14 protein-coding genes are annotated in these 23958 nt (G+C 72.3%); 5 read left to right on the top strand and 9 right to left on the bottom strand.

Annotation, left to right across the window (positions count from 1 at the left end; all coding sequences use genetic code 11):
* Positions 1–202 precede the first annotated feature (202 nt).
* Together AB0I23_RS00295 and AB0I23_RS00290 are read left to right on the top strand one after the other, a co-directional pair.
* Positions 203–895, top strand: a complete 693-nt coding sequence (locus tag AB0I23_RS00295; protein WP_359105298.1) for an ABC transporter ATP-binding protein — start codon at positions 203–205, stop codon at positions 893–895.
* A complete protein-coding gene (locus tag AB0I23_RS00290; RefSeq protein WP_359105295.1) occupies positions 892–3264 on the top strand; it encodes an ABC transporter permease in 2373 nt (790 codons plus the stop codon). The genes AB0I23_RS00295 and AB0I23_RS00290 overlap by 4 nt, the downstream gene beginning before the upstream one ends.
* Positions 3265–3603: 339 nt before the next feature.
* Here AB0I23_RS00290 and nudC read toward each other — a convergent pair whose 3' ends face one another.
* The 6 genes from nudC to AB0I23_RS00260 form a co-directional block, all read right to left on the bottom strand.
* A complete protein-coding gene (gene nudC / locus AB0I23_RS00285; protein WP_359105292.1) occupies positions 3604–4560 on the bottom strand; it encodes an NAD(+) diphosphatase in 957 nt (318 codons plus the stop codon).
* 44 nt (positions 4561–4604) lie between these two features.
* A complete protein-coding gene (locus AB0I23_RS00280) occupies positions 4605–5999 on the bottom strand; it encodes a dipeptidase (RefSeq protein ID WP_359105289.1) in 1395 nt (464 codons plus the stop codon).
* A gap of 10 nt (positions 6000–6009) precedes the next feature.
* Complete coding sequence (locus tag AB0I23_RS00275) at positions 6010–9507, bottom strand: ATP-dependent DNA helicase (RefSeq protein WP_359105286.1); 3498 nt, start codon at positions 9505–9507, stop codon at positions 6010–6012.
* Between the two features lie 247 nt (positions 9508–9754).
* Positions 9755–10066 (bottom strand): hypothetical protein, encoded by a 312-nt coding sequence (locus AB0I23_RS00270; protein WP_359105283.1) that lies wholly within the window; start codon positions 10064–10066, stop codon positions 9755–9757.
* Between the two features lie 168 nt (positions 10067–10234).
* The gene (locus AB0I23_RS00265) at positions 10235–13636 is read right to left on the bottom strand and encodes an ATP-dependent helicase (protein WP_359105280.1); all 3402 of its coding nucleotides are present in this window, start codon (positions 13634–13636) and stop codon (positions 10235–10237) included.
* Between the two features lie 209 nt (positions 13637–13845).
* Positions 13846–14298, bottom strand: coding sequence for an MGMT family protein (locus tag AB0I23_RS00260; protein WP_359105277.1), 453 nt, complete (start codon positions 14296–14298; stop codon positions 13846–13848).
* A 236-nt stretch (positions 14299–14534) separates the two neighbouring features.
* Here AB0I23_RS00260 and AB0I23_RS00255 point away from each other — a divergent pair, with 236 nt between their 5' ends.
* The 3 genes from AB0I23_RS00255 to AB0I23_RS00245 all read left to right on the top strand — a co-directional run bounded on the left by AB0I23_RS00255 (position 14535) and on the right by AB0I23_RS00245 (position 20743).
* Positions 14535–17294, top strand: a complete 2760-nt coding sequence (locus AB0I23_RS00255) for a lysylphosphatidylglycerol synthase domain-containing protein (RefSeq protein ID WP_359105274.1) — start codon at positions 14535–14537, stop codon at positions 17292–17294.
* 148 nt (positions 17295–17442) lie between these two features.
* Positions 17443–19053: an alpha/beta hydrolase gene (locus tag AB0I23_RS00250; protein WP_359105271.1), complete on the top strand. Its 1611-nt coding sequence runs from the start codon at positions 17443–17445 to the stop codon at positions 19051–19053.
* A 109-nt stretch (positions 19054–19162) separates the two neighbouring features.
* Positions 19163–20743 carry an alpha/beta hydrolase gene (locus AB0I23_RS00245; RefSeq protein WP_359105268.1) on the top strand — a complete coding sequence of 527 codons (1581 nt, stop codon included), beginning with the start codon at positions 19163–19165 and terminating at the stop codon, positions 20741–20743.
* A 64-nt stretch (positions 20744–20807) separates the two neighbouring features.
* Here AB0I23_RS00245 and moeZ read toward each other — a convergent pair whose 3' ends face one another.
* The 3 genes from moeZ to AB0I23_RS00230 all read right to left on the bottom strand — a co-directional run bounded on the left by moeZ (position 20808) and on the right by AB0I23_RS00230 (position 23837).
* Positions 20808–21986 (bottom strand): adenylyltransferase/sulfurtransferase MoeZ, encoded by a 1179-nt coding sequence (gene moeZ / locus AB0I23_RS00240; protein WP_359105266.1) that lies wholly within the window; start codon positions 21984–21986, stop codon positions 20808–20810.
* Between the two features lie 85 nt (positions 21987–22071).
* A complete protein-coding gene (locus AB0I23_RS00235; RefSeq protein ID WP_359105263.1) occupies positions 22072–22884 on the bottom strand; it encodes a spherulation-specific family 4 protein in 813 nt (270 codons plus the stop codon).
* On the bottom strand, positions 22872–23837 hold the full coding sequence (locus tag AB0I23_RS00230) for an NAD-dependent epimerase/dehydratase family protein (RefSeq protein ID WP_359105260.1): 966 nt from the start codon (positions 23835–23837) through the stop codon (positions 22872–22874). The genes AB0I23_RS00235 and AB0I23_RS00230 overlap by 13 nt, the downstream gene beginning before the upstream one ends.
* Positions 23838–23958 lie beyond the last annotated feature (121 nt).

Raw genomic sequence — 23958 nt, 5'->3', positions numbered from 1 at the left:
GCCCTGTCCCGCGTCCGCCTCCATAAGCAGGCCCGCTGTCCCCGAGGCGTACATCGCAGGGATGACCCCGCAGCCGGATCCTCCGCGGGAAGGGCCCGATGTCGGTGCCGCGGCCGACGCGTCCGGAGCGGGGCCGCCCCTACGTTCATCGAGCCGGCAGTCAGCGCAAGTCCCCTCTCGACCGTAAAGGATGGACACTCCGATGACCCAGGTGATCCAACTGGAGGGCGTGGCCAAGCGGTACGACAGCGCCGGCGCGCCCGCGCTCGGACCGCTCACGCTCACCGTCGAACAGGGTGAGGCGCTCGCCGTGACGGGCCCCTCGGGCAGCGGCAAGTCCACGCTGCTGAACCTCGTCTCCGGCCTGGACAAGCCGGCCGAGGGCGCCGTGACCGTGGCCGGGCGGCGGATCGACCAGCTGAGCGAGCACGCCCTGGCCACGTTCCGCCGCGAGCAGATCGGCATGGTCTTCCAGTTCTTCAATCTGCTCGACGACCTCACCGTCGCCGACAACATCCAGCTCCCCGCCCAGCTCACCGGCATCCCGCGACGAGAGGCCGCGGCCCGCGCCGGTGAGCTGATGGAGGTGCTCGGCATCACCAAGCACGCCCGCGCCTGTCCGGGCCGGCTGTCCGGTGGCGAACGCCAGCGGGTCGCGGTCGCCCGGGCCCTGGTCAACCGGCCCGCGCTGCTGCTCGCCGACGAGCCGACCGGCGCGCTCGACACCGCCTCGGGCCACGACGTACGGGAACTGCTGGTGGATCTGCACCGCGGCGGGCAGACCATCGTGCTGGTCACGCACGATCTGGCGCTGGCGGAGGCGTGCGCGAGCCGCACGATTCATCTGGTCGACGGTCACCTGGCCCTCGACACGCATGCGGAGGCCGCCCGATGAGCCGCTGGGGCACGGGCGCGCTCGGCCGGGTCGTACGCTCCGGGGTGAGCCGGCGCCGGGTGCAGACGGTGGTGATCGCCGTGGCCACGATGATGGCCGTGGCCTCGGCCGTCGTCGCCGGATCGCTCATGGTCGCGACGAACGCGCCCTTCGACCACGCCTTCGCGAAGCAGCACGGTGCGCATCTGACCGTGCAGTTCGATCCGGCCAAGGCCGGGGCGGCGGATCTCGAGGCCACCCGGCAGCTGGACGAAGTCACGGCGAGCGCGGGGCCGTTCCCCTCCACGACCATCCACCCGGTGGATGAGAACGGCGGGCATCTGCCGGGGCTGACCCTGGTCGGGCGGTCCGGTCCGGGCGGTGCCGTCGACGACCTGGACCTGAAGTCCGGCCGGTGGGCGCAGAAGCCCGGCGAGGTCGTGCTCTCCGCGGCGCTCGCCGGACCCATCCTCAAGACCGGCTCCACCCTGAAGGCTTCGGACGCCGCGGACAGCCGGACACTCACCATCGTCGGCTTCGCCTTGTCGGCCAGCCGGACCGCCGACGCCTGGGCGATCCCCGCACAGGTCGGTGGGCTGGCGTCGAAGGACAGCCCGGTCACGAGTCAGATGCTCTACCGCTTCGACTCGGCCGGGACGAAGGGACAGATCGCCGTCGACCGGACGCAGCTCGCCGCGGCGGTGCCGTCCGGGGCGATGCTGGGCGCCCAGTCCTATCTGGATACCAAGCACGCCGCCGATGAGGGCGCGGCAGCGACCATCCCGTTCCTGATCGCCTTCGGTCTGCTCGGCATCGTCATGTCGGTGATCATCGTCGGCAGTGTGGTCAGCGGCGCGGTCGGCACGAGCCTGCGCCGGATCGGCATCCTCAAGGCCATCGGCTTCAGCCCGCGCGAGGTGGTACACGCCTATGTGGCCCAGGCGTTGATCCCGGCCGGCGCCGGCATCGCGCTGGGGGTCGTGCTGGGCAATCTGCTGGCCGTACCGCTGCTGGAGGACACCGAGCAGGTGTACGGTACGGCCTCGCTCGCCGTGGCCTGGTGGGTGGACGTCGTGGTGCCGGCCGTGGCGCTGCTCATCGTCGGGATCGCGGCGCTGGTCCCCGCGCTGCGGGCCGGGCGGCTGCGTACGGTCGAGGCCATTGCGGTCGGCCGGGCGCCGCGCACGGGGCGCGGCCAGTGGGCGCACCGGGCGGCGGGGCGGCTGCCGCTGCCGCGGCCGGTGACCTACGGCCTCGCAAGCCCCTTCGCACACCCGGTCCGTACGGCCGCGCTGCTGCTGGCGGTTGCTTTCGGCACGGTCGCGGCGACCTTCGCGGTGGGGTTGACGCAGTCCCTGAACGCGGTCGGCAAGGCGTCGGATCCCGAGGATCGCGCCGCGGTCACCGCCGTCAGCGGCGGACCGGTCGCCCAGGGCGGCGGGCCTCCTCGTTCCAGGGGAGAGGGCACGCCGCCGTCCGCCGACCCGGCGAAGGTCCGCGCCGCCATCGAGGCGCAGGCGGGTACCGCCACCTACTACGGCCTGAGCCAGGCCGAGGTCACTCTGGCCGGAATCTCCGGTTCGGTCCGGGCCAGCCTGTATCAGGGCGATTCGAGTCCCGGCAGCTACGAGATGATCTCCGGACACTGGCTCTCCGGTGCGGGACAGCTCGTCGTGTCGACGCGTTTCCTGGAACGGACCGGCACCAGGATCGGCGACACGGTGCGGGTCACCTTCGAGAAGGACACGGAAACCCTGCGGATCGTCGGCGAGGCCTTCGATACGTCCGACGACGGCCTGCACATCCACGCGGACATCGCCGGCTTCGCCGCGGCCGAGGCGCAGTCCTTCCACATCGAGGTGAAGCCGGGCGTCTCCCCCGACGAGTACGCCCGCAAGCTCGCCGCGGTGGTGGAGCCGCTGGGCGGCGACGCCTTCGCGAACTCGGCCTCGGAGCAGGAGAACATGATCCTCATCCTGGACGCGATGGCGGTGCTGCTCACCCTGATGCTGGTCTCCGTGGCGGGCCTGGGCGTGCTCAACTCCGTCGTCCTCGACACCCGGGAACGCGTCCACGACCTGGGTGTCTGCAAGGCGCTCGGCATGTCGCCGCGGCAGACCGTGAGCCTCGTGCTCGCCTCGGTGGCCGGGATCGGCCTGCTGGGCGGACTGATCGGCGTGCCGGCCGGGTTCGCGTTGCACGGCTTTGTGCTGCCGGTGATGGGGCACGCGGCGGGCACCGGTCTGCCGCCGTCGATCCTCGAGGTCTACGACGCTCCGCAGCTGGCGCTGCTGGGGCTGGCCGGGATCGTGATCGCCATGCTGGGCGCGCTGCTTCCGGCCGGCTGGGCGGCCAGGGCCCGCACGGCCACGGCGCTGCGCACGGAGTGACTACCGGGCGAACCGCCGGGGTCACGTCCGTCAGGCCCGCGGGGGCCGGGCTGCCGTGCAGCCGCAGGCGCGCGATGCCCCCGTCCGGGCAGGTGTCGAGGCGGACCCGGGTGGTCCGGACGGGCCGGACAGCGGGAAGCGGGAAGCGGGAAGCGGTGCAGGGTGTCAGCGGTGAGGCGGGCGCCGCACATGGTGCCCGCGCGCTCGGGCGGCAGACCCCGGGCGGGGCGCCGGGGGCTCAGGCGCGGAGTCGGCTCGCTCGACGGCGGGCCCGCGGGCGCAGGGGTGAGCGGACGACCCGGTCGTGCCGGTGCCCCGTCGCCCGCCCCGCACCGTGTGTCAGCCGACGCTGCCCGGCTTCGGGAGCGGCTTGCCGTACCAGAGCTCGATCAGACGGGCCGCGATCGAGATGCCGAACGGGGGCAGGATCTCGCCCGATTCGAAGGCAGCCGTCAGGTCCTCGCGGGAGAACCAGCGCGCCTCCTCGATCTCCTCGCCGTCGACGTTGATCTCCGACGACGTGGCCCGGGCCATGAAGCCCAGCATCAGGCTGGACGGGAAGGGCCAGGGCTGGCTGGCGATGTACTCGACCTCGCCGACCGTGACGCCCGCCTCCTCGAAGACCTCGCGGGCGACGGACTGCTCGATCGACTCCCCGGGCTCGACGAATCCCGCGAGCGTCGAGAATCTGCCCTCCGGCCAGTGCACCTGACGGCCCAGCAGGGCGCGGTCCTGGTCGTCCGTGACCAGCATGATCACCGCCGGGTCGGTGCGCGGGTAGTGCTCGGCGCCGCAGGCCTGGCAGCGGCGGATGTGGCCGGCCGCCGCGATGACGGTGCGTTCGCCGCAGCGGGAGCAGAAGCGGTGCAGCCGCTGCCAGTTCTCCAGCGCCACCGCGTGCACCATCAGCCCCGCGTCGCGGGGGCCGAGGAGCAGTCCGGCCTCGCGCAGCCCGGCCGGGCGGGCCGACTGGTCCATGCGGCCGGGCAGCGAGTCCTTCTGGAGCGCGAAGTAGCTGACGCCGTCCTCGTCGGTGCCGAGGAAGTAGCGGTGGGCCTCGGTGACCGGTGCCTCGAAGGCCGGGGTCATGACGATCTCCGTGCCGCCGTCTGTGCTGTCTGCGGGTTCGTCGATCAGCACCTGCCCGCCGGAGACCACGAAGACCCGGGTGGTCGGGTGGCTCCAGGCGGCGGAGAGCCAGGCCTCGTCGAGGCGGTGGTGCGCGACGCGGTCGATGCCGCTGGGCGCGGTGAGACCGATGGGCCGGTCTGCGGTGGCGTTGTCGAAGGTGCTCACAGGTGCTTCCTACTCCCCCGGGACGGATCGGGTGTTCAGAGGATTCAGCGGAGTGCGGCGGACAGTTCGCCCCAGAGGTGGGCGGCCGTCTGCACGCCCTTGAGCAGGAGGTCCAGCTCGACCTTCTCGTTGGGGGCGTGCCAGCCGTCGGACGGTACGGAGATGCCCAGGAAGAGGACGGGGGCGCCGAGCACGTCCTGCAGGTCGGCGGCGGGGCCCGAGCCTCCTTCGCGGGTGAAGAGGATCTTCTGGCCGAAGGCCCGTCCCATGGCGCGGGCCACGGCCTGCAGGGCGGGGTGGTCCAGCGGGGTCAGGCAGGGGCGGGTGGCGGGGGCGAAGGTGATCCGGTGGTGGATGCCGACCGGGAACTGCGCCTGCGCCCAGGCTCGGACGGCCTGTTGGACGTGGTCGGGGTCCTGGCCCGCGACCAGCCGGAAGCTGATCTTCACGAGGGCGGAGGACGGAATGATGGTCTTGCTTCCGGCGCCCTGGTAGCCGCCGCCGATGCCGTTGACCTCGGCGGTGGGGCGGGCCCAGATGCGCTCCAGCGTGGAGTAGCCGGCCTCGCCCGTCGCGGCCTGCGACTTGGCGGTACGCAGCCAGGTGGCCTCGTCGAAGGGGAGCTCGGCGAAGAGGGCGCGCTCGGTGTCGGTGAGTTCCGTCACGCCGTCGTAGAAACCGGGGATCGCGACCCGTCCGTCCGCGTCGTGCAGCGCGGCGACGAGGCGGGCCACGGCGGTCGCCGGGTTGGCGACGGCGCCGCCGAACGATCCGGAGTGGATGTCCTGCTCGGGGCCGTGGAGTTCGATCTCGCACTCGGCGAGACCGCGCATGCCGGTGCAGACCGTCGGGGTCGTCTCGTCCCACATGCCGGTGTCGGAGACGATCACGGCGTCGGCGGTGAGGCGCGCGGCCCGCTGCTCGACCAGGGCGCGGAAGTGCGGGGAGCCGGACTCCTCCTCGCCCTCGACGAGAAGCTTGAGGTGCACGGCGGGGGTGGTGCGGCCGGTGGCGGCGAGGTGGGCCCGCACGCCGAGGGTGTGGAAGAACACCTGCCCCTTGTCGTCGGCCGCGCCGCGCCCGTACATCCGGCCGTCCCGGATCACCGGTTCGAACGGGTCGGTGTCCCAGCCGTCCTCCCGGGCGGCGGGCTGCACGTCGTGGTGGCCGTAGACGAGGACGGTCGGGGCCTCCGGGTCGTCGGACGGCCACTCGGCGAAGACGGCGGGGGCGCCCGGCGTCTCCCAGACCTCGGTGACCGGGAAGCCGGTCTCCTTGAGCTTGGCGGACAGCCACTCGGCGCTGCGCCGTACGTCTCCGTCGTGCTCCGGCTGAGCGGATACGGAGGGGATGCGCAGCCACTCGGCAAGGTCGTCGAGGAAGGCTGCGCGGTGCTGTTCGGTGTACGTACGGACGGCGCTGTCCGGGGTGTCGCTCATGGTCTTGAGCCTATCGGCCTGTGGGAGGTGGCTCGTCCCACAGGATGTGTTCGAGCTCGGCCCGACCGGGGAGACCGGTCGGACGGACGGCCTCTCCGGTGCGGACGAACAGGAACGTGGTGGTGACGGAGTCGAGCGGTACGTCGTGCAGTTCCGCCCAGGCGAGGCGGTAGACGGCCAGCTGCAGTGGGTCGGCCGTGCGGACGGCCGAGGTGCCTTCATGGCTGTGGGGGGCGTGCCGGGTCGTCTTCCAGTCGACGATCTCGTACGTGACCCCGTCCGCGCCCTCCGTGCGGTACACGGCGTCGATCCGGCCCCGGATCACATGGCCCGCGAGCGTGATCTGGAACGGTGTCTCGACGCGGTACGGGGTGCGGTGGGCGTACGGGGTGCGCTCGAAGGCCTCCTTGAGCGCGGCGAGGTCGCGCTCGTCCGCGATGTCGGCGTCGCTCTCGTCGCCGCCGGGCAGCTCGTCGGGGCCGAGCATGGGCAGCGGCAGCTCCTCGAAGCGTGCCTCCACCCAGGCGTGGAACCGGGTTCCCCGGCGGGCCGCGGGCGCGGGGGGCCGTGGCATGGGTCGGGCCAGCTCCTGGGCGAAGCCGTCGGGGTCGTCGGCGAGCCTCAGCAGCTGTGTTGCGGAGAGCGAGGCGGGCACGAGGACCTCGCGCACGGTGGCGCGGGCGCGGCGCAGCTCACCGGCGAGCGCGTCGAGGTCCCGGTCCCAGGAGGCGAGGGTGCGGGTCTCCTCCGGGGTGAGCCGTGAGGGGGTGCGGGCGGCGGGGACGTGGGGGGCGGGGATCCGGGGGGCCGATGACGTGAGGGCGGGGTCCGCGGGGGGTTCGCTCGACAGGGAGTCCCAGTCCGCGGCCTCGTCGTCCGGGTACGGCTCGTCGTCCGGGTACGGCTCGTCGTCGGCGTACCGCTGGTCGTCCGGTGCCACGGGGTACGCCCCCGGCGCCGCACCCGCCACCGACTCCCCCGCCAGTGTCTCCAGGTGGGCCAGCACCGTCTCCGCGGCCGCCCGGCGGCGGGCCAGCGCCGTGTCGTCCAGCGGGAGCGGCCAGGCGCGATCGGTGGCCGCCTCCGCGAGGGCCGGGTTCTCCTCGTCCTCGGCCGGCTCGTCCGCCCACGCCTCGATCTCGCCGTGCCCGGCCGCGCAGTGCTCGTACAGCGCCTGCAGGAAGTCCGACGGGCCGCGCGGCTTCTTCTGGGACGGTCCCCACCAGTGGCCGGAGCCGAGCAGCAGGCTGCGCGGCCGGGTGAACGTGACGTAGCCGAGGCGGAGTTCCTCGGTGTGCTGGTGCTCCTTCATCTCCTCCTTGAAGCCCCCCAGCCCCTTGGCGTCCCAGGAGTGGATGACGGGCAGGGTGGGTGCGTCGCCGCGCAGGGCGTGCGGAAGGACCTTGGACTGGGAGGTCCAGGCGTCACGGGACCGGTCGTTGGGGAACTGGCCGGTGACCAGGCCGGGCACGGCGACGACGTCCCACTCCAGGCCCTTGGATTTGTGGGCGGTGAGGACCTTGACGGTGTTCTCGCCGCCGGGCAGCGCGTTGTCCAGGCCCTTCTCGTACTGGACGGCGGTGCGCAGGAAGCCGAGGAAGGCCAGCAGTGTGGCCTCGCCGTCGGCTGCGGCGAAGCGGGCCGCCACGTCCAGGAAGTTGGCGAGGGTCTCGCGGCGGCGGGCGGCCAGCGCGTGCGGCGACGCGGAGAGCTCGACTTCGAGACCGGTGGTCGCGAGGACCCGGTGCAGAACGTCCATGAGGGGGTCGGCCAGCGAGCGGCGCAGCTCGCGCAGTTCGGCGGCGAGGCGGGCGAAGCGGACGCGTGCCTCGGCGGAGAACGGCAGCCCGTCGTCCTCCGTACCGCTCGATTCGAGGAAGGTGTCGAGGGCGTCGGCAAGGGAGATCACCTCGGCCGGGTCGATGCCTTCGACCGCCTCGGCGAGCCGGCGGTCGGGGTCGAAGTCGTCGTCGTCCGCATGAGCCGCGCGGTGGACGAGGAGGCGGGCGCGGCGGCCGAGGAGGGCCAGGTCGCGGGGGCCGATCCGCCAGCGGGGGCCGGTGAGCAGCCGGACCAGGGAGGCGTTGGCGCCGGGGTCCTGGAGGACTTCGCAGACTGCGACGAGGTCGGCGACCTCGGGCAGGTGCAGCAGCCCCGAGAGACCGACGACCTCGACCGGGATGTCCCGGGCGACGAGCGCGGCCTGGATCTCCGGGAAGTCGCCCGCCGTTCGGCACAGGACGGCGATCTCGCCGGGTTCCTTCCCGGTCCGTACGAGATGGGCGATCGAGTCGGCGAGCCAGTCGATCTCTTCGGTGTGGGTGCGCAGCAGGGCACAACGGACGATGCCGTCGCGTTCGGCGCCGGGGGCGGGGCGCAGCGCTTCGACGCCTTCGTGCATGGCGCGCAGCGGCTCGGCGAGCCCGTTGGCGAGGTGCAGCAGGCGGCCGCCGCTGCGGCGGTTCTCGCTGAGGGAGTACCGGGTGGCGGGGGCGCCGTCGGCGTGCGGGAAGTGGTGCGGGAAGTCGTCGAGGTTGGCGACGGAGGCGCCGCGCCAGCCGTAGATCGCCTGGCAGGGGTCGCCGACGGCGGTGACGGCGTGCCCGCACGCGGTGGCGCCCGCCGTCGCCTGGGGGCCGCTGCCGAAGAGGGCGGAGAGGAGCAGCCGCTGGGCGACGGAGGTGTCCTGGTACTCGTCGAGCAGGACGACCCGGTACTCGTCGCGCAGGATCGCGCCGACCTCCGGGCGGGTGAGGGCCAGCTCGGCGGAGAGCGCGATCTGGTCGCCGAAGTCGAGGAGGTCGCGGCTGCGCTTGGCGTCCCGGTAGCGCCGGGTCAGCGAGAGGAGTTCGCGGCGTGCCGCGGCGGTCTCCGGGATCTTGCGCAGCTCGGCGTTGGTGAGCCGGGCCGACGCGAGCGCACGGAGGAGCTCGGCGTCGTACTCCGCGAGCTGCTCGGGGCGTACGAGATGCTCGGCCAGCTCGGCGTCGAGTGCCAGCAGATCGCTGACGAGGGTGGGGAACGACCTGGTCAGTGCCGGGTACGGGCCGGGGGCCTCGCGCAGCACGCGGGCGGCGAGCTGGTAGCGGGTGGCGTCGGCGAGGAGGCGGGTGGTGGGTTCGAGTCCTATGCGCAGTCCGTGCTCGGTGAGGAGCCGTCCGGCGAAGGCGTGGTACGTGGAGATGCTGGGCTCGCCCGGCGGGTTGTCCGGGTCGATGGCGTCCGGGTCGGTGACCCCGGCGGCGACGAGTGCCTTGCGGACGCGCTCGGCGAGCTCGCCCGCCGCCTTGTTGGTGAAGGTGAGCCCGAGCACCTGCTCCGGGGCGACCTGCCCGGTCCCCACCAGCCACACCACGCGCGCCGCCATCACCGTGGTCTTCCCGGACCCGGCTCCGGCCACGATCACCTGCGGGGCGGGCGGCGCGGTGATGCAGGCCGTCTGCTCCGGAGTGAAGGGGATCCCGAGGAGCTCCTTGAGCTGCTCGGGATCGGTGATACGTGAGGACACCCCACAGAGGCTAACCGGGCGCACCGACAAGGTGCGGGGCCGGCCGGAGGCCCCGGCCGACCCGGAGGATCCGGCGGACGGGCAACGGGGCCACGCAGTGGCCGTTAACAGGGCCACCCGCCGGCCCTGTTCCGGACCGCTCCGAAGGACGGCTGCTCAGTGGGACGGGGACGGTCGCCTCGACTTTCTTGCGAGGACGACCTCATGAGCGCCAGGCGCATCCGGCCTGATGCCGCAGCCTGTCCGGTCAGCGGTCGGTGGTCCAGGCCGCGCCGGTCGGCGGGGTGCCGGCCGAGAGGATGTGCCGGACGATCCGGAGTGCCTCGGCCAGCGGCACGGTGTCCTCATCGGGGTACTCGTCGTCCTGGCCGTTCGACAGCCTGAAACCGTCGCTCCAGCCTTCGGCCCCGGGGTCCGCCGCGTGCTCGCCCGGGTCACCCTCGCTGTCGAGAAGCATCACCATGGCGCGTTCGGCATTGCTGACGACAGCGAGCCGGCGTCCGGACGAACCGGTCAGCCATGTCTCAAGGTTCCCGTCGGCGATCCTGAGCCTGAGCACGTCAAGCGCCTCGTCCGGAGCCACTGGCACTGTGTCACTGTCGAAAGTCCATGATTCGGCCACGCGCACCACTGTCTCGCACGGCACAGCTCGGGCACCGGCCCGGTCCGCCCGCATCGACATCGACGTCATGGTCACCCTCAACCATGGGGAGAAACTCCGAAAGAGTCACTCGAGGATGTGGCGGCCCTCCGGCTGTGCGCTGCACGAGGCCCGGAACGCGCAGTGGGTGCAGTGCTGGCCGGTCGTGGGTGTGAAGCGTTCGTCCAGGACCCGGCCCGCGGCCGTGGCCAGCAGGTCGGAGACCCACTCGGTGGTGGGCGGCTCCTGGGCCTGCACCTTGGGAAGGGCATCGCCGCCCTCCTTCTTGGGGGCGGGCTGCCGCAGCTGGACGAGTTCGGCGCCACCGGGGGCGGGGCGGTGACCGTCGAAGATCTCGTCGACCGCCCCTTCCCGGACGGCCAGCTGGTACACGGCGAGCTGGGGATGGCGGGCGACCTCGTCCTTCGTCGGGGACTGCTTGCCGGTCTTGAAGTCGACGACGTACGCCCGGCCGTCGGCGTCCCGTTCGACACGGTCCATGGAGCCGCGGATCCGTACCTCGTACTCTCCCGCTTCGAGCGTCACGTCGAAGTCGTGCTCGCTCGCGGCGGGGGTGCGGCCGGTGCGGTCCATGACGTGCCAGCGCAGGAAGCGTTCGAGGGCGACCCTCGCCTGTTCCTTCTCCTGCTGCGACTTCCAGGGGGCGTCGAAGACCAGCCCGTCCCAGACCGAGTCGAGTCGCTCCATCAGGACCGCCAGGTCGGCGGGGGTACGGCCGGAGGCGACCTCGTCGGCGAGTACGTGCACGACGTTGCCGAAGCCCTGTGCGGCCGTCGCCGGGGCGTCCGCCTTCACCTCGCGGCCGAGGAACCATTGCAGGGCGCAGGTGTTGGCCAGCTGGTCGAGTGCGCTGCCGGAGAGCGCCACGGGGTGGTCCCGGTCACGGAGCGGGACGGTCGAGCGGGTCGGCTCGTACAGCCCCCACCAGCGGTACGGATGGGCCGACGGTACGAGCGGCTGCCCGTCGTCGTCCGTGAGCGCGGCCAGCCGGGCCAGCCGGCGGGCGGCCTCGTCGCGCAGGGCGTCGGAGGCGTCGGGGTCGACGGTGGTGGCGCGCAGCTCGGCGACGAGCGCGGCGACGGCCAGCGGTCGGCGCGGGCGTCCGGTGACGTCGCGCGTTTCGACGCCCAGTTCGGTGAGGAAGCGGGACGGCTGGTCGCCGTCGTCGGCGGGGGCCTTCACCGCGGTGACGATCAGTCGTTCGCGGGCGCGGGTCGCCGCCACGTAGAAGAGGCGTCGTTCCTCGGCGAGGAGGGCGCCCGGGGTGAGCGGTTCGGCCAGGCCGTCACGACCGATCCGGTCCGCTTCGAGCAGCGAGCCGCGGCGGCGCAGGTCCGGCCAGAGCCCCTCCTGCACCCCGGCGACGACGACCAGCCGCCACTCGAGCCCCTTCGAGCGGTGCGCGGTCATCAGCCGCACGGCGTCCGGGCGTCCGACCCGCTTGGAGAGGGTGTCGGCGGCGATGTCCTGGGCGTCGATCTCTTCGAGGAAGTTGAGCGCGCCGCGGCCGCCGGTGCGTTCCTCGGCGCGGGCCGCGGTGTCGAAGAGCGCGCAGACGGCGTCGAGATCGCGGTCGGCGTTGCGGCCGCCCGCGCCGCCGCGCAGCGCGGCGCGTTCGAGCCGCCCCGGCCAGGGGGTACCCGCCCACAGCTCCCACAGGGCCTCTTCGGCGGTGCCGCCGCCTTCGAGGAGTTCGCGTGCCTTGCGCAGCAGCGCGCCGAGGCGCTGTGCACCGCGGGCGTACGCGGGGTCGTGTGCGACGAGGCGTTCCGGTTCGGCGAGCGCGCGGGCCAGCAGCTCGCCCGAGGACGGCGGTACCCGGTTCCCCGCGGCCCGCTCCTCGTCGCGCAGCGCCCGGCCGAGCCGCCGCAGATCGGCGGCGTCCATGGACCCGAGCGGGGAGGTGAGGAGGGTGAGTGCGGTCTCGGTGTCGAGCCGGCGAGCGGCGGGCTCCTCGGACGCGGGGGCGACGCCGTCGTCCGCGGTCGTCGGCGCCGCGGCCGTCGTGCGGTGCAGCGCGGCCGTGGCGACCGTGCGGAGAGCGGTGAGGAGCGGGGCCACCGCGGGTTCGTGGCGCAGCGGGAGGTCGTCGCCGTCGACCTCCAGGGGCACGCCCGCCGACGTCAGAGCGCGACGCACCGAGGGGATCGTGCGGCCGCCGGCACGTACCAGCACCGCCATCTCGTTCCATGGCACGCCGTCCTCCAGGTGGGCGCGGCGCAGCAGGTCGGCGATGTTGTCCAGCTCGGTGGAGGCGGTCGGGTAGGTGTACGTCTCGACGCGCCCGCCCTCGCGTACCGCGGCGAGCTCCCGGTGGGCGCGGACCTTCGCCGACGGCAGCCGGGTCAGCGGCATCCGGCGGGTGAGCAGCCGGGTGGCGGCCAGCAGCTGCGCGCCGGAGCGGCGCGACGTGGTGAGGACGCCGACCGGGGCCGGGGAGCCGTCCGCCCGTCGGAACGTCTCCGGGAAGTCGAGAATGCCGTTCACGTCGGCGCCCCGGAACGTGTAGATCGACTGGTCCGGGTCGCCGAACGCGATCAGGTCCCGGCCGTCGCCGGACCCTGACGCCCTCCCGCGGTTGCCGGCCAGCGCGTGCAGCAGCCGCACCTGCGCCGGGTCCGTGTCCTGGTACTCGTCGACGAACACCGCGTCGTACGCCCCGGTCAGCGCCGCCGAGACCTCGGGGCGCTCGGCGAGGAGCACCGCCCGGTGGACCAGCTCCGCGTAGTCCAGCACCCCCTGCGCGTCGAGCACGTCCAGGTACTCGGCGAGGAACGCGGCGGCCGCACCCCAGTCCGGGCGGCCGGTGCGGCGCGCGAAGTCGGCGAGGGCATCCGGGCCGAGGCCCAGCTCGCGGCTGCGGGCGAGCACCGCGCGTACCTCGTCGGCGAAGCCACGCGTGGTCAGACAGGCCCGCAGCTCGTCCGGCCAGCGGATGTGCGCGATGCCCTCCTGCTCCAGTTCGAGCTGGCCGGCGAGGAGATCGCGGACGGTGACGTCCTGCTCGGGTCCGGAGAGCAGCCGCAGCGGTTCGGCGAAGAGGTCGGCGTCCTGATGGGCGCGGACCAGTGCGTAGCAGAAGGAGTGGAACGTGGTGGCCTGCGGGCCGCGGGCGGCGCCGAGCCGGGCAGCCATCCGGTCGCGCAGCTCCACCGCCGCCTTGCGGCTGAACGTGAGGACCAGGATGCGGGCCGGGTCGCCGCCCCTGGCGACGCGGGCGGCGACCGCTTCGACGAGCGTGGTCGTCTTGCCGGTGCCAGGTCCGGCGAGGACCAGCAGCGGGCCGCCGGGGTGATCAACCACCGTCTGTTGCGCTGCGTCCAGAACGGGGGGGACCACGGAACCCGGCCGGGTACGCACCAGCCGGTACGCGCCCGTGGTCCTCCCCCTACGCCCCTGCGGGCGTGGGGGGACCCCCTGCCGTGCCTGACGGTGCGGACTGTGCCGGGTGAAGGAGGAGGAGCTCACGTGGATCGCCGGTCCTGGGGGGTGTGCTGATGGTGAGGGGGCGGGGGTGCCTGCCGCGAACTGTCGACGCTACGCCAGCGGGGGCGTGGGATGCGGCGGGTCCACTGCGTCGAACGTCACGTTCCGCGTCGCACGGCAGGTCACGCAGGTTTTCTCGTCCGTCGAACGGGCCCGGCTCTGCCCGTCATGGGGCCGAATGGCGGAAGCTGTCAGGTGTGAGCTCCCCCGACCCCGTCCTGGTCCCCCTCCTGGCCGGCGCCCCCGTCACCGCCGGTCGCGCCGTCCCACCGCGCGCGCTTCATGTCGAGGCGCGGCAGGTGGCCCTCCGCGCTGCGCGGGGCCTCGCGCAGCGGGGTGCTCTCCTCGAGGTAGTGGTCCAGCGCCCGCAGTTCGTGACCTGGCAGCAGCGTCCCGTCGGCCCGCACCACCCGCCACCACGGCGCCGCGGCGCCGTACAGCGCCATGACCCGGCCGACCTGGCGCGGGCCGCCCTCCCCCAGCCACTCCGCGACATCGCCGTACGTCATGACGCGGCCGGGCGGGATCAGGTCGGCGACATCGAGCACGCGCTCCGCGTACTCCGGCAGTGCGTCGTACTCCGGCGACGCGTCGGGCGCCCGGTCGCCCCACGCCTCGTCGCCGCTCGTCCGGTGTTGGCTCATCCGGCCCATGGTGCCGTACGCCACCGACAGTCCGGCCCGGTCCCCGGCCGAAGGGCGCGTAGCCGTGCATTCACCGAGGGTGCACGCAAGAGAAAAGGGGCGTATCTTGCGCATCGCGCGACCGTGCAATGCACCCTGATACCCCCCTCTGTCCCCGGGCCGTGCCACCATCATGCGGGCGGTGACCGGTGATACGAGACCACGAAGACCAATCAGAGGCGACGAAGGAGCAGGGCGTGCAGCCACCGAAGGCGGCCGACGCCTCTGACGCCGAACGGCGCCCGGGAAAGCAGCGGAAGCAGCAGGGGCCGGCGCGGAAGCGCGAGGAGCGGGAACCCGCCCCGCACCATCTGGTCGGCTCCACCCTCTCGACCGCCGCCGAGGCCGAACAGGCCGACCGGGTCTCCGGTGACGAACCCCTGCTCCCCGCCCGGGTGCACCGCCCCTCCGACCTCATGCGGCTCCTCGTCGGTGTCCTGGCGATCGCCGTCCTGTTCTCCGTCGCCGCGTTCGCCCACGGCACGACCACCGGTCTCGAACACGACATCAACAAGGGCACGGACCAGGCGCCCGACGTCCTGATCAAGCTCGCCGGCCTGGTCTCCAGCATCGCGGTGCTGCTGGTGCCCGTCGCCTTCGCCATCGAGCGGCTGATCAAACGTGACGGGCTGCGGATCGCGGACGGTGTCCTCGCCGCCGTCCTCGCCCACGGGGTGACGCTCGCCACCGACCTCTGGGTCGCCAAGTCCGCCCCCGGCACCATTCAGGACGCCCTTACCCAGCCGCAGCCAGGTGCCGCGCTCACCGATCCCGTACACGGCTATCTCGCCCCCGTGATCGCCTACATGACGGCGGTCGGAATGGCGAGACGGCCGCGCTGGCGGGTCGTGCTGTGGGTGGTGCTGCTGCTCGACGCCTTCGCCATGCTGGTGGGCGGCTACACGACCCCGTTCTCGATCGTCCTCACCGTGCTGATCGGCTGGACCGTCGCCTACGGCACGCTGTACACGGTCGGCTCGCCGAACGTCCGGCCGACCGGTCAGCATCTGATGGCCGGTCTGCGTCACGTCGGCTTCCGCCCGGTCACCGCGATGCGCGCCGAGGACACTCCCGACTCCGGCGACCCGAGCGACCGGGGCCGCCGCTATCTGGTCTCCCTGGAGGACGGTCCACCGCTGGATGTGACGGTCGTCGACCGGGAACAGCAGGCACAGGGCTTCTTCTACCGGGTGTGGCGCAGACTCACCCTGCGCGGCATCACCCAGCGCCGGTCCATCCAGTCGCTGCGCCAGGCCCTGGAGCAGGAGGCGCTGCTCGCGTACGCGGCGATCGCCGCCGGGGCCAACGCTCCCAAGCTGATCGCCACCTCGGAGCTCGGTCCCGACGCCGTGATGCTGGTGTACGAGCACATCGGCGGGCGCTCCCTCGACGCGCTGGAGGACGTGGAGATCACCGACGACCTGGTGCGCGGCGCCTGGCGTCAGGTGAAGGCACTCCAGTCCCGGCGGATCGCGCATCGCAGGCTCACCGGCGACGCGATCCTGGTGGACCGTGCCGGCACGGTGTTCGTGACCGATCTGCGCGGCGGTGAGATCGCTGCCGGTGATCTGGTGCTGCGGATGGACATCGCGCAGCTGCTCACCACCACCGGTCTGCGGGTGGGCGCCGAGCGGGCCGTCGCGGCGGCGCTCGAGGTCCTCGGCCCCGATGCCGTGGCGGACTGTCTGCCGCTGCTCCAGCCGATCGCCCTCAGCCGCTCCACCCGGGCGGCGCTGCGCAGGCTGGCCCGTGAGCGGTCGCAGCGCGAGCGCGAGGCGGTGATCGCGGCGTCGGACGCGGCAAAGCTCGCCAGGGCCCAGGAGGCGCAGGCGTCGGCCCCTGCCGACCGCAAGGTTCTCCGCAACGAGAAGCAGGCGGAGAAGCGCGCGGACAAGCGGGCGGAGAAGCGGGCGATAGACGATGCCCTGGACGAGGCCCGGGAGGAGGATCTGCTGACCCAGATGCGCCGCCAGGTGCTGCTGATCCGGCCGCAGGCGCCCGTGGAACCGGTCCGGCTGGAGCGGATCAAACCGCGCACGCTGCTCAGCTTCATCGCCGGTGCGATCGCCGCGTACTTCCTGATCTCGCAGGTCACGGAAGCCGACTTCGGTGCGGTCGTCGAGCAGGCGGAGTGGGGCTGGGTGGCGGCGGCGCTCGGGTTCTCGGCACTCAGTTACATCGCGGCGGCGATGAGCCTGCTGGGGTTCGTGCCGGAGCGGGTGCCGTTCGGCAAGACCGTGCTGGCACAGGTGGCCGGTTCGTTCGTGAAGATCGTCGCGCCGCCCGCGGTCGGCGGTGTGGCGCTGAACACGCGGTTCCTGCAGCGTTCCGGGGTACGCCCGGGGCTCGCCGTCGCGAGTGTCGGCGCCTCGCAGCTGTTCGGGCTCGGCTGCCACATCCTGCTGCTGGCCGCGTTCGGATATCTGACCGGGACCGAGAAGACTCCGTCGTCGCTCACCCCGTCCAGGACGGTGATCGCCGGGCTGCTGACGGTCGCTGTGCTGGTCCTGGTGGTGACCGCGATCCCGTTCCTGCGGAAGTTCGTGGTGACCCGCCTCCGGTCGCTGTTCGCCGGGGTCGTACCGCGCATGCTCGACGTCGTGCAGCGTCCGCAGAAGCTGTTCACCGGTATCGGCGGCATGCTGCTGCTGACCGGCCTGTTCGTGATGTGCCTGGACGCGTCGATCCGGGCGTTCAGCGGTCCCGACGTGCCGCAGCTCAGCTACGCGAGCATCGCGGTGGTCTTCCTCGCCGGCAACGCACTGGGGTCGGCGGCGCCGACGCCGGGCGGTATGGGCGCGGTCGAGGGCGCGCTGACGCTGGGGCTGATCGCGGTCGGTCTGCCGAAGGAGGTCGCGGCGCCCGCCGTGCTGCTGTTCCGCCTGATGACCCTGTGGCTGCCGGTTCTGCCCGGCTGGCTCTGCTTCAACCACCTCACCCGCAAGGGCGCCCTCTGACACGCCGCCGCCATCCTGTGGAACCGCCCACCGGGGAGAATCCCCCACGCCTCCTGCCTCGGGTCGACCCCGTACCCGGGTGCCCTGGGGCCACCCACTTGGACCGGTGTCCCGCGCGCCGCCCCGCACGCCGTCGCACGATGGGGCGATGAGGACCTCCCCTGCCCTGCGCGCCGCGGCCCTCGCGGCCACCGCCACCGTTCTGCTGCCCCTCACCGCCTGTTCGGACAACAGCGGCAACGAGGCCACCGGTACGGACCGTACGAAGAACTCTCCGCACGCGGCGAACGCCGCCGACGCATCCGGATCGGCCGACCTGGCCTCCCAGAAGCTGACATGGAAGCCCTGCCAGGCACCGTCCACGGCGCAGGGCGGCGGAACCGCCCCGACCCCGCTCCCCGGCGGCGCCGTCTGGGAGTGCTCCTTCATGAAGGTCCCGCTCGATTACGCGAAGCCGAACGGCCACACGATCGCGCTGGAGCTCATCCGCGCCAAGGCCGTCAACCAGAACAAGCGCATCGGCTCCCTCATCTTCAACTTCGGCGGCCCCGGCGCCTCCGGCGTGGCCACGCTGCCCGCCTTCGGCGCCACCTACGCCAACCTCCGCACCCGTTACGACCTGGTGAGCTTCGATCCGCGCGGGGTCGGCCGCAGCGCAGGGGTGGAGTGCGAGAACGACAAACAGCTCGACGCGCGCTTCCAGAGCGACGCCACCCCGGACGACCCCGCCGAGGAGAAGGCCCTCCTCAACGGGCAGAAGAAGTTCGCCGCGGCCTGCGAGAAGAACTCCGGCTCCGACCTCCCCTACGTCGGCACCACCGACTCCGCCCGCGACATGGATCTGATGCGCCAGGTGCTCGGCGACGAGAAGCTGTATTACTTCGGCATCTCGTACGGCACCGAACTGGGAGGCGTCTACGCACACCTGTTCCCGGAGAAGGTCGGCAGGGCGGTGCTCGACGGGGTCGTCGACCCGACCGAGGACTACCAGCAGACCTCCCTCGGCCAGGCGAAGGGCTTCCAGCTGGCGCTGGACAACTTCACCCAGAACTGCGCGGACCGCGGCGCCGCCTGCAAGCTTCCCGGTACCACTGGCAAGGAGGTCGAGCAGGGGATCGCCGAACTTCTCGACCGGCTTGAGAAGCAGCCCATCCAGGGGCTCGGCTCCCGGCAGCTGACGCAGTCCCAGGCCACCACCGGAATCGCGGCCTCGCTCTACTCCAGGGAGACCTGGTCGCTGCTGGAACAGGGGATCGACGAGGCGGACGGCGGGAACGGCGCACTGCTCCTGGCCCTCGCCGACTCGCTGAACGGCCGTTCCCAGAACGGCCGGTACGACAACTCGACGGCCGCCAACACGGCTGTCAACTGCGCCGACTCCAAGCAGCGGTTCACCCTCGACGGGACGAGGGCGCTGATCCCTGAGTTCCAGAAGGCGTCGCCGGTCTTCGGCGACTATCTGGGCTGGGGTCTGGTGCAGTGCACCGGCTGGCCGGTCGCGGGTGCGTGGGAGACCCCGGACGTCAGCGCTCCCGGCGCGGCCCCCATCCTGGTCATCGGCAACACGGGCGACCCGGCGACCCCGTACAAGGGCGCAAAGGCGATGGCGGACGCGCTGGGCCAGGGCGTCGGGGTGCAGATGACCTACGAGGGCCAGGGGCACGGCGCGTACAACAGCGGCAACGCCTGTGTGAAGAAGACGGTGGGCAGCTACCTGCTGGACGGCACGGTCCCGGCTGCCGGTACCGTCTGCCGCTGAAGCTGTCGGCGGCGGCGCCCAGGGCCCCCTTCCGGATCACGCCGGGCTCACGGGCCCCGGCCTGCCGCCGCATGCCGTACGCACACGCAGCAAGGGGAGGGACGTACACGTGGTCCACCATGCACGCGCCGGAGCGCTGGCCGCAGCCGCACTGCTGTTCACGGGGGTACTCGCGGGCTGCGGCGGGGGTACGGACCCGGCGTCGGACGACAAGCCGAGCGTCGGCGCCGCACCCTCGTCCACCGGATCGTCCAAGGCCTCGGACGGGAAGCCGGCCCTGCCCGCCGTGCCCGCGTCCCTCACCTCCCAGCGCCCGGACTGGAACCGGTGCAAGGCGCCTGCGGGCGGCACCGCGCCCGGCTCCGACTGGCGGTGCGCGACGGTCGAGGTGCCGTTGAACTACGCGAAGCCGGACGGCAGCACGATCGGGATTGCGCTGATCCGCAAGGAGGCCCGGGACAAGGGCCGACGGATCGGCTCGATGCTGTTCAACTTCGGCGGCCCCGGCGGTTCCGGCGTCTCGATACTGCCGCGCGCCGCCGGTTCGTACGGGAAGCTCAACACCCGCTACGACCTGGTGAGTTTCGACCCGCGCGGGGTCGCGGCCAGCGCCGGCGTGAACTGCCGCACCGACCGGGAGCAGGAGGACGCCAACCGGAAGGTCGACATGACTCCGGACACGGCGGTGGAGGAAGCGGCCTTCATGAAGGACGGCGCGGACTTCGGCGCCGGCTGCGAGCGCCGTTCAGGCAAGGTCCTGCCGTACGTCGGTACGACGAACGCCGCCCGGGACCTGGACCTGATCCGTCAGGTTCTCGGCGACAGGAAGATGACGTACTTCGGCATCTCGTACGGTACGGAGCTCGGCGGGACGTACGCGCACCTCTTCCCGAAGAACGTGGGACGCACGGTCCTCGACGCGGTCGTCGACCCCACCGCCGACACGATCGGGCACGCCCGCAACCAGACGACCGGCTTCCAGCGGGCCCTGGAGAACTACTTCAAGGACCGCGGCCAGGACCCGAAGGCCGGCACGCAGCGCATCGCCCGGATGCTGGAGCGGATCGACAGCAAGCCGCTGCCGACCGGTTCGGGCCGCGAGCTCAACGAGGCGATGGCGGTCACCGGCATCGTGCTGCCGCTCTACTCCAAGAGCAGCTGGCCCGTCCTGACGAACGCGCTGGACGAGGCGGAGAAGCGGGGCACCGGCAATCTGCTGCTGCAGCTGGCCGACCAGTACAACGGTCGTGACGAGAAGGGGCACTACGACACCCAGAACCACTCGCAGCGCGCCATCTCCTGCGCGGACAGCAGCCTCCGGCCGACGGCCGCGGAAGCCAGGGCCCTGCTGCCCGAGTTCCGGAAGCTGTCCCCGGTCTTCGGCCCGTTCCTGGCGTGGGACACGGCCGGCTGGTGTTCGGACTGGCCGGTGAAGGGTGAGCTGGACACCCCGGACGCGAGCGCTCCGGGCGCCGGTCCGATCCTCGTCATCGGCACGACCGGCGACCCGGCGACGCCTTACGAGGGTGCGCAGAGGATGGCGGACGAGTTGGGCAAGGGCGTCGGCATCATGCTCACCAACAAGGGCGAGGGCCACGGCTCGTACGGTGTGGGCAGCTGTGTGACGTCGACGGTGGACGCGTACTTCCTGGACGGGAAGGTCCCGGCGGACGGCACGACGTGTTCGTGACGGAGTGAAAGGAGAAGGGGCCGGCCCGCATGACGCGGACCGGCCCCTGCGAAGATTTTCGCCTCTAGTACACCGGCTTCTCGGGCTCGATCTGGTTGACCCAGCCGATCACGCCGCCACCGACGTGCACCGCGTCGGCGAAGCCCGCCGACTTGAGGACCGCGAGGACCTCGGCGCTGCGGACACCGGTCTTGCAGTGCAGGACGATGCGCTTGTCCTGCGGGAGGTCCTGGAGGGCGTTGCCCATCAGGAACTCGTTCTTCGGAATCAGCCTCGCGCCGGGGATGGAGACGATCTCGAACTCGTTCGGCTCACGGACGTCGATGATCTCGATCTTCTCGTCCGCGTCGATCCATTCCTTGAGCTGCTTCGGAGTGATCGTGGAGCCGAGCGCCGCCTCCTGGGCCTCCTCGGACACGACGCCGCAGAAGGCCTCGTAGTCGATGAGCTCGGTGACGGTCGCGTTCTCGCCGCAGACCGCGCAGTCGGGGTCCTTGCGGACCTTGACCTGGCGGTACTGCATCTCCAGGGCGTCATAGATCATCAGCCGGCCGACCAGCGGGTCGCCCACACCGGCGAGCAGCTTGATGGCCTCGGTGACCTGGATGGAGCCGATGGACGCGCAGAGCACGCCCAGCACGCCGCCCTCGGCGCAGGACGGGACCATGCCGGGGGGCGGCGGCTCCGGGTAGAGGCAGCGGTAGCAGGGACCGTGCTCGGACCAGAAGACGGAGGCCTGGCCGTCGAAGCGGTAGATCGAACCCCACACGTACGGCTTGTTCAGCAGTACCGCGGCGTCGTTGACGAGATAGCGGGTGGCGAAGTTGTCCGTGCCGTCCACGATCAGGTCGTACTGGGAGAAGATCTCCATCACGTTCTCGGCCTCGAGCCGCTCTTCGTGAAGGATCACGTTCACGTACGGGTTGATGCCGAGGACCGAGTCCTTGGCGGACTCCGCCTTGGACCGGCCGATGTCCGACTGGCTGTGGATGATCTGGCGCTGCAGGTTCGACTCGTCGACCTCGTCGAACTCCACGATGCCGAGCGTGCCGACACCGGCCGCGGCCAGGTACATCAGAGCCGGCGAGCCGAGACCGCCGGCGCCCACACAGAGCACCTTCGCGTTCTTCAGCCGCTTCTGCCCGTCCATCCCGACATCCGGGATGATCAGGTGGCGGGAGTACCTGCGGACCTCGTCGACGGTGAGCTCAGCAGCTGGCTCGACCAGGGGTGGCAGCGACACAGGAACCTCAACAATGCAGGTGGTCGGTTTCTACGTACTTCATCTACGTACGGTTGTTCTTGCCGTAACACTGCCACGCCCCCTCTCATTCCGAGATACCAGGTCCGATCCGCGAGACGATTTCGTCCCAGTACCCGGGCAGCGCCGCGAATGGATCGCTTTGTCCCCTGCTGCCCCTCCGCAGGGTGCGGTCGGTGAAGAAGATCGTGCCCGCGCCCTGCCAGCGGGCGATGCGCATGGCCTCGTCGAGGTGAGTGCGCGGAACACCGTGCACGAAGTGGGCGAAGCGTCCCGGCGGGTAGGCGGCGGTCCACTCCGCCACCTGCGACCAGCGGTAGTCGGTCCAGGCCCCGGAGAAGGTGACCAACTGGTCGGCGGTCTCGGCGTAACCGGGATACGGATGGGTCCCGTGCCCGAGCACCAGCAGCCCGTCCTCGAGGAGCGTGGCGAGCGTGCCGGTGAGGCGGCGGACCGCCGGGAGGTCGGCGCGGTCGGCCGGGCACCGGTCCAGGTAGAAGCCGTCGACGCGGTACCAGTCGAGGAAGGACTGCGCGTCGGTGATCAGCTCGTCGAACGGACGGTCGCCGTGGGCCAGGTCGAGGTGGCCCAGCAGCCGGCCGCCACCCGCCCGGGCGGTGTCCTGCGGGGTCTCGCCGTGCAGGGCCCGCTCCCGGGCGTTGCGGAGCCGGCCCGCGGCTTCCAGACAGTGCGGGTCGGGCAGGGTGCCGGGACCGGTGTCGATGTTGAGGACCGCCCAGTGCAGGGGCGTACCGGGGCGGGTCAGTTCGGCCCATTCGGTGGGGGCGAGCAGCGGATGCGCGTAACCGGGGACGCCGAAGCCGAGCTGCTCGGCGCCGTCGGTCCTGCGTACCGTTCCGGCGCTGGTCAGATGCGGCATGCCGCCTCCATCCAGATGTCGGCGAGGGACTCCTCCAGGTTGATCCGGGGCCGCCAGCCGAGCCGGTCGCGGGCGGTGCGGACATCGGCCTGCTGCCAGGCGCCGCAGCCGTCGGGGTACGGGGAAGGGGTCGCCGAGAGGTGTTCGATGACGGACTCGGGGGAGGTGCGGGGGGCGCCGATGGACATCCGCGCCGGGGGCGTGTCCAGCTCGTGCAGCGCACCCGGGTAGCCCGCGACCTTGGCGAGCACGGCGGCGGCGTCCCGGAGCCGTACGGCACGGCCGGTGCCGATGTTGACGACGCCCTGCGCGGCGGAGAGCGAGGCGGCGTGCACGGCGCGGGCGACGTCCCGTACGTCGACGAAGTCACGCTGCACCCCGAGGCCGCTGAGCTTCAGTTCGCCGTCGCCGGACTGCATGGCGCGGCGCATCGCCTCGGCGAGCCGGCCCAGCGGGGAGCCCGCCGGGGTGCCGGGGCCGACCGGCGAGAAGACCCTCAGCACGACCGCGTCGAGGCCGGATCCGACAACGAGTTCGGTGGCGGCGAGCTTGGAGACGCCGTACGGGCCACCCGGGCGCGGGACGGCGTCCTCCGCCGTCGAGGAGCCTGGCTGCGAGGGCCCGTACTCCGAGGAGCAGCCCACCTGGACGAGGCGGGCGCTGCAGCCGCTGCGCCGCATCGCCTCGCAGACGGTGGCGACGGCGACGGTGTTGTGCCGGGTCAGGTCGCGGGCGCCGCCGCGGGTGGCGCCCGCACAGTTGACGACGACGCCGGGGTGGACGGCGTCCAGGAAGCGGGTGAGTGCTCCGGGGGAGCCGCCCGCGAGGTCGAACCGTACGTCGGCGTCGTCGCCGCGGCCGAGCGCGGTGAGGTGCACGGCTGGGTCGGCGAGCAGCCGGTCGGCCACGAACCGGCCGAGGAACCCGTTGGCTCCGAGCAGCAGAACCCTCATCGGGTGCCCCCTTCGTGCCGACGGCGGGCTGCCGGTGCGGGGGATTGGGGGGTCATGTCCGGTGTCTCCTTGGGGAGGTGGGCGAGCGGTACGTGCCGGTCGGGTTCAAAGGCAGGCGCCA

The organism is Streptomyces atratus, from assembly GCF_040655115.1.
GTDB classification, from domain to species: Bacteria; Actinomycetota; Actinomycetes; order Streptomycetales; family Streptomycetaceae; genus Streptomyces; species Streptomyces atratus_D.
This window is presented reverse-complemented; position numbering and strand designations above follow the sequence as displayed.

Excerpts from the sequence above, each read along its gene's own strand:
- AB0I23_RS00230 (WP_359105260.1), bottom strand. The coding sequence starts at position 23,837 with ATGAGGGTTCTGCTGCTCGGAGCCAACGGGTTCCTCGGCCGGTTCGTG.
- AB0I23_RS00260 (WP_359105277.1), bottom strand. The coding sequence starts at position 14,298 with ATGAGCCAACACCGGACGAGCGGCGACGAGGCGTGGGGCGACCGGGCG.
- AB0I23_RS00295 (WP_359105298.1), top strand. The coding sequence starts at position 203 with ATGACCCAGGTGATCCAACTGGAGGGCGTGGCCAAGCGGTACGACAGC.
- AB0I23_RS00280 (WP_359105289.1), bottom strand. The coding sequence starts at position 5,999 with ATGAGCGACACCCCGGACAGCGCCGTCCGTACGTACACCGAACAGCAC.
- AB0I23_RS00235 (WP_359105263.1), bottom strand. The coding sequence starts at position 22,884 with ATGCCGCATCTGACCAGCGCCGGAACGGTACGCAGGACCGACGGCGCC.
- AB0I23_RS00290 (WP_359105295.1), top strand. The coding sequence starts at position 892 with ATGAGCCGCTGGGGCACGGGCGCGCTCGGCCGGGTCGTACGCTCCGGG.
- AB0I23_RS00250 (WP_359105271.1), top strand. The coding sequence starts at position 17,443 with ATGAGGACCTCCCCTGCCCTGCGCGCCGCGGCCCTCGCGGCCACCGCC.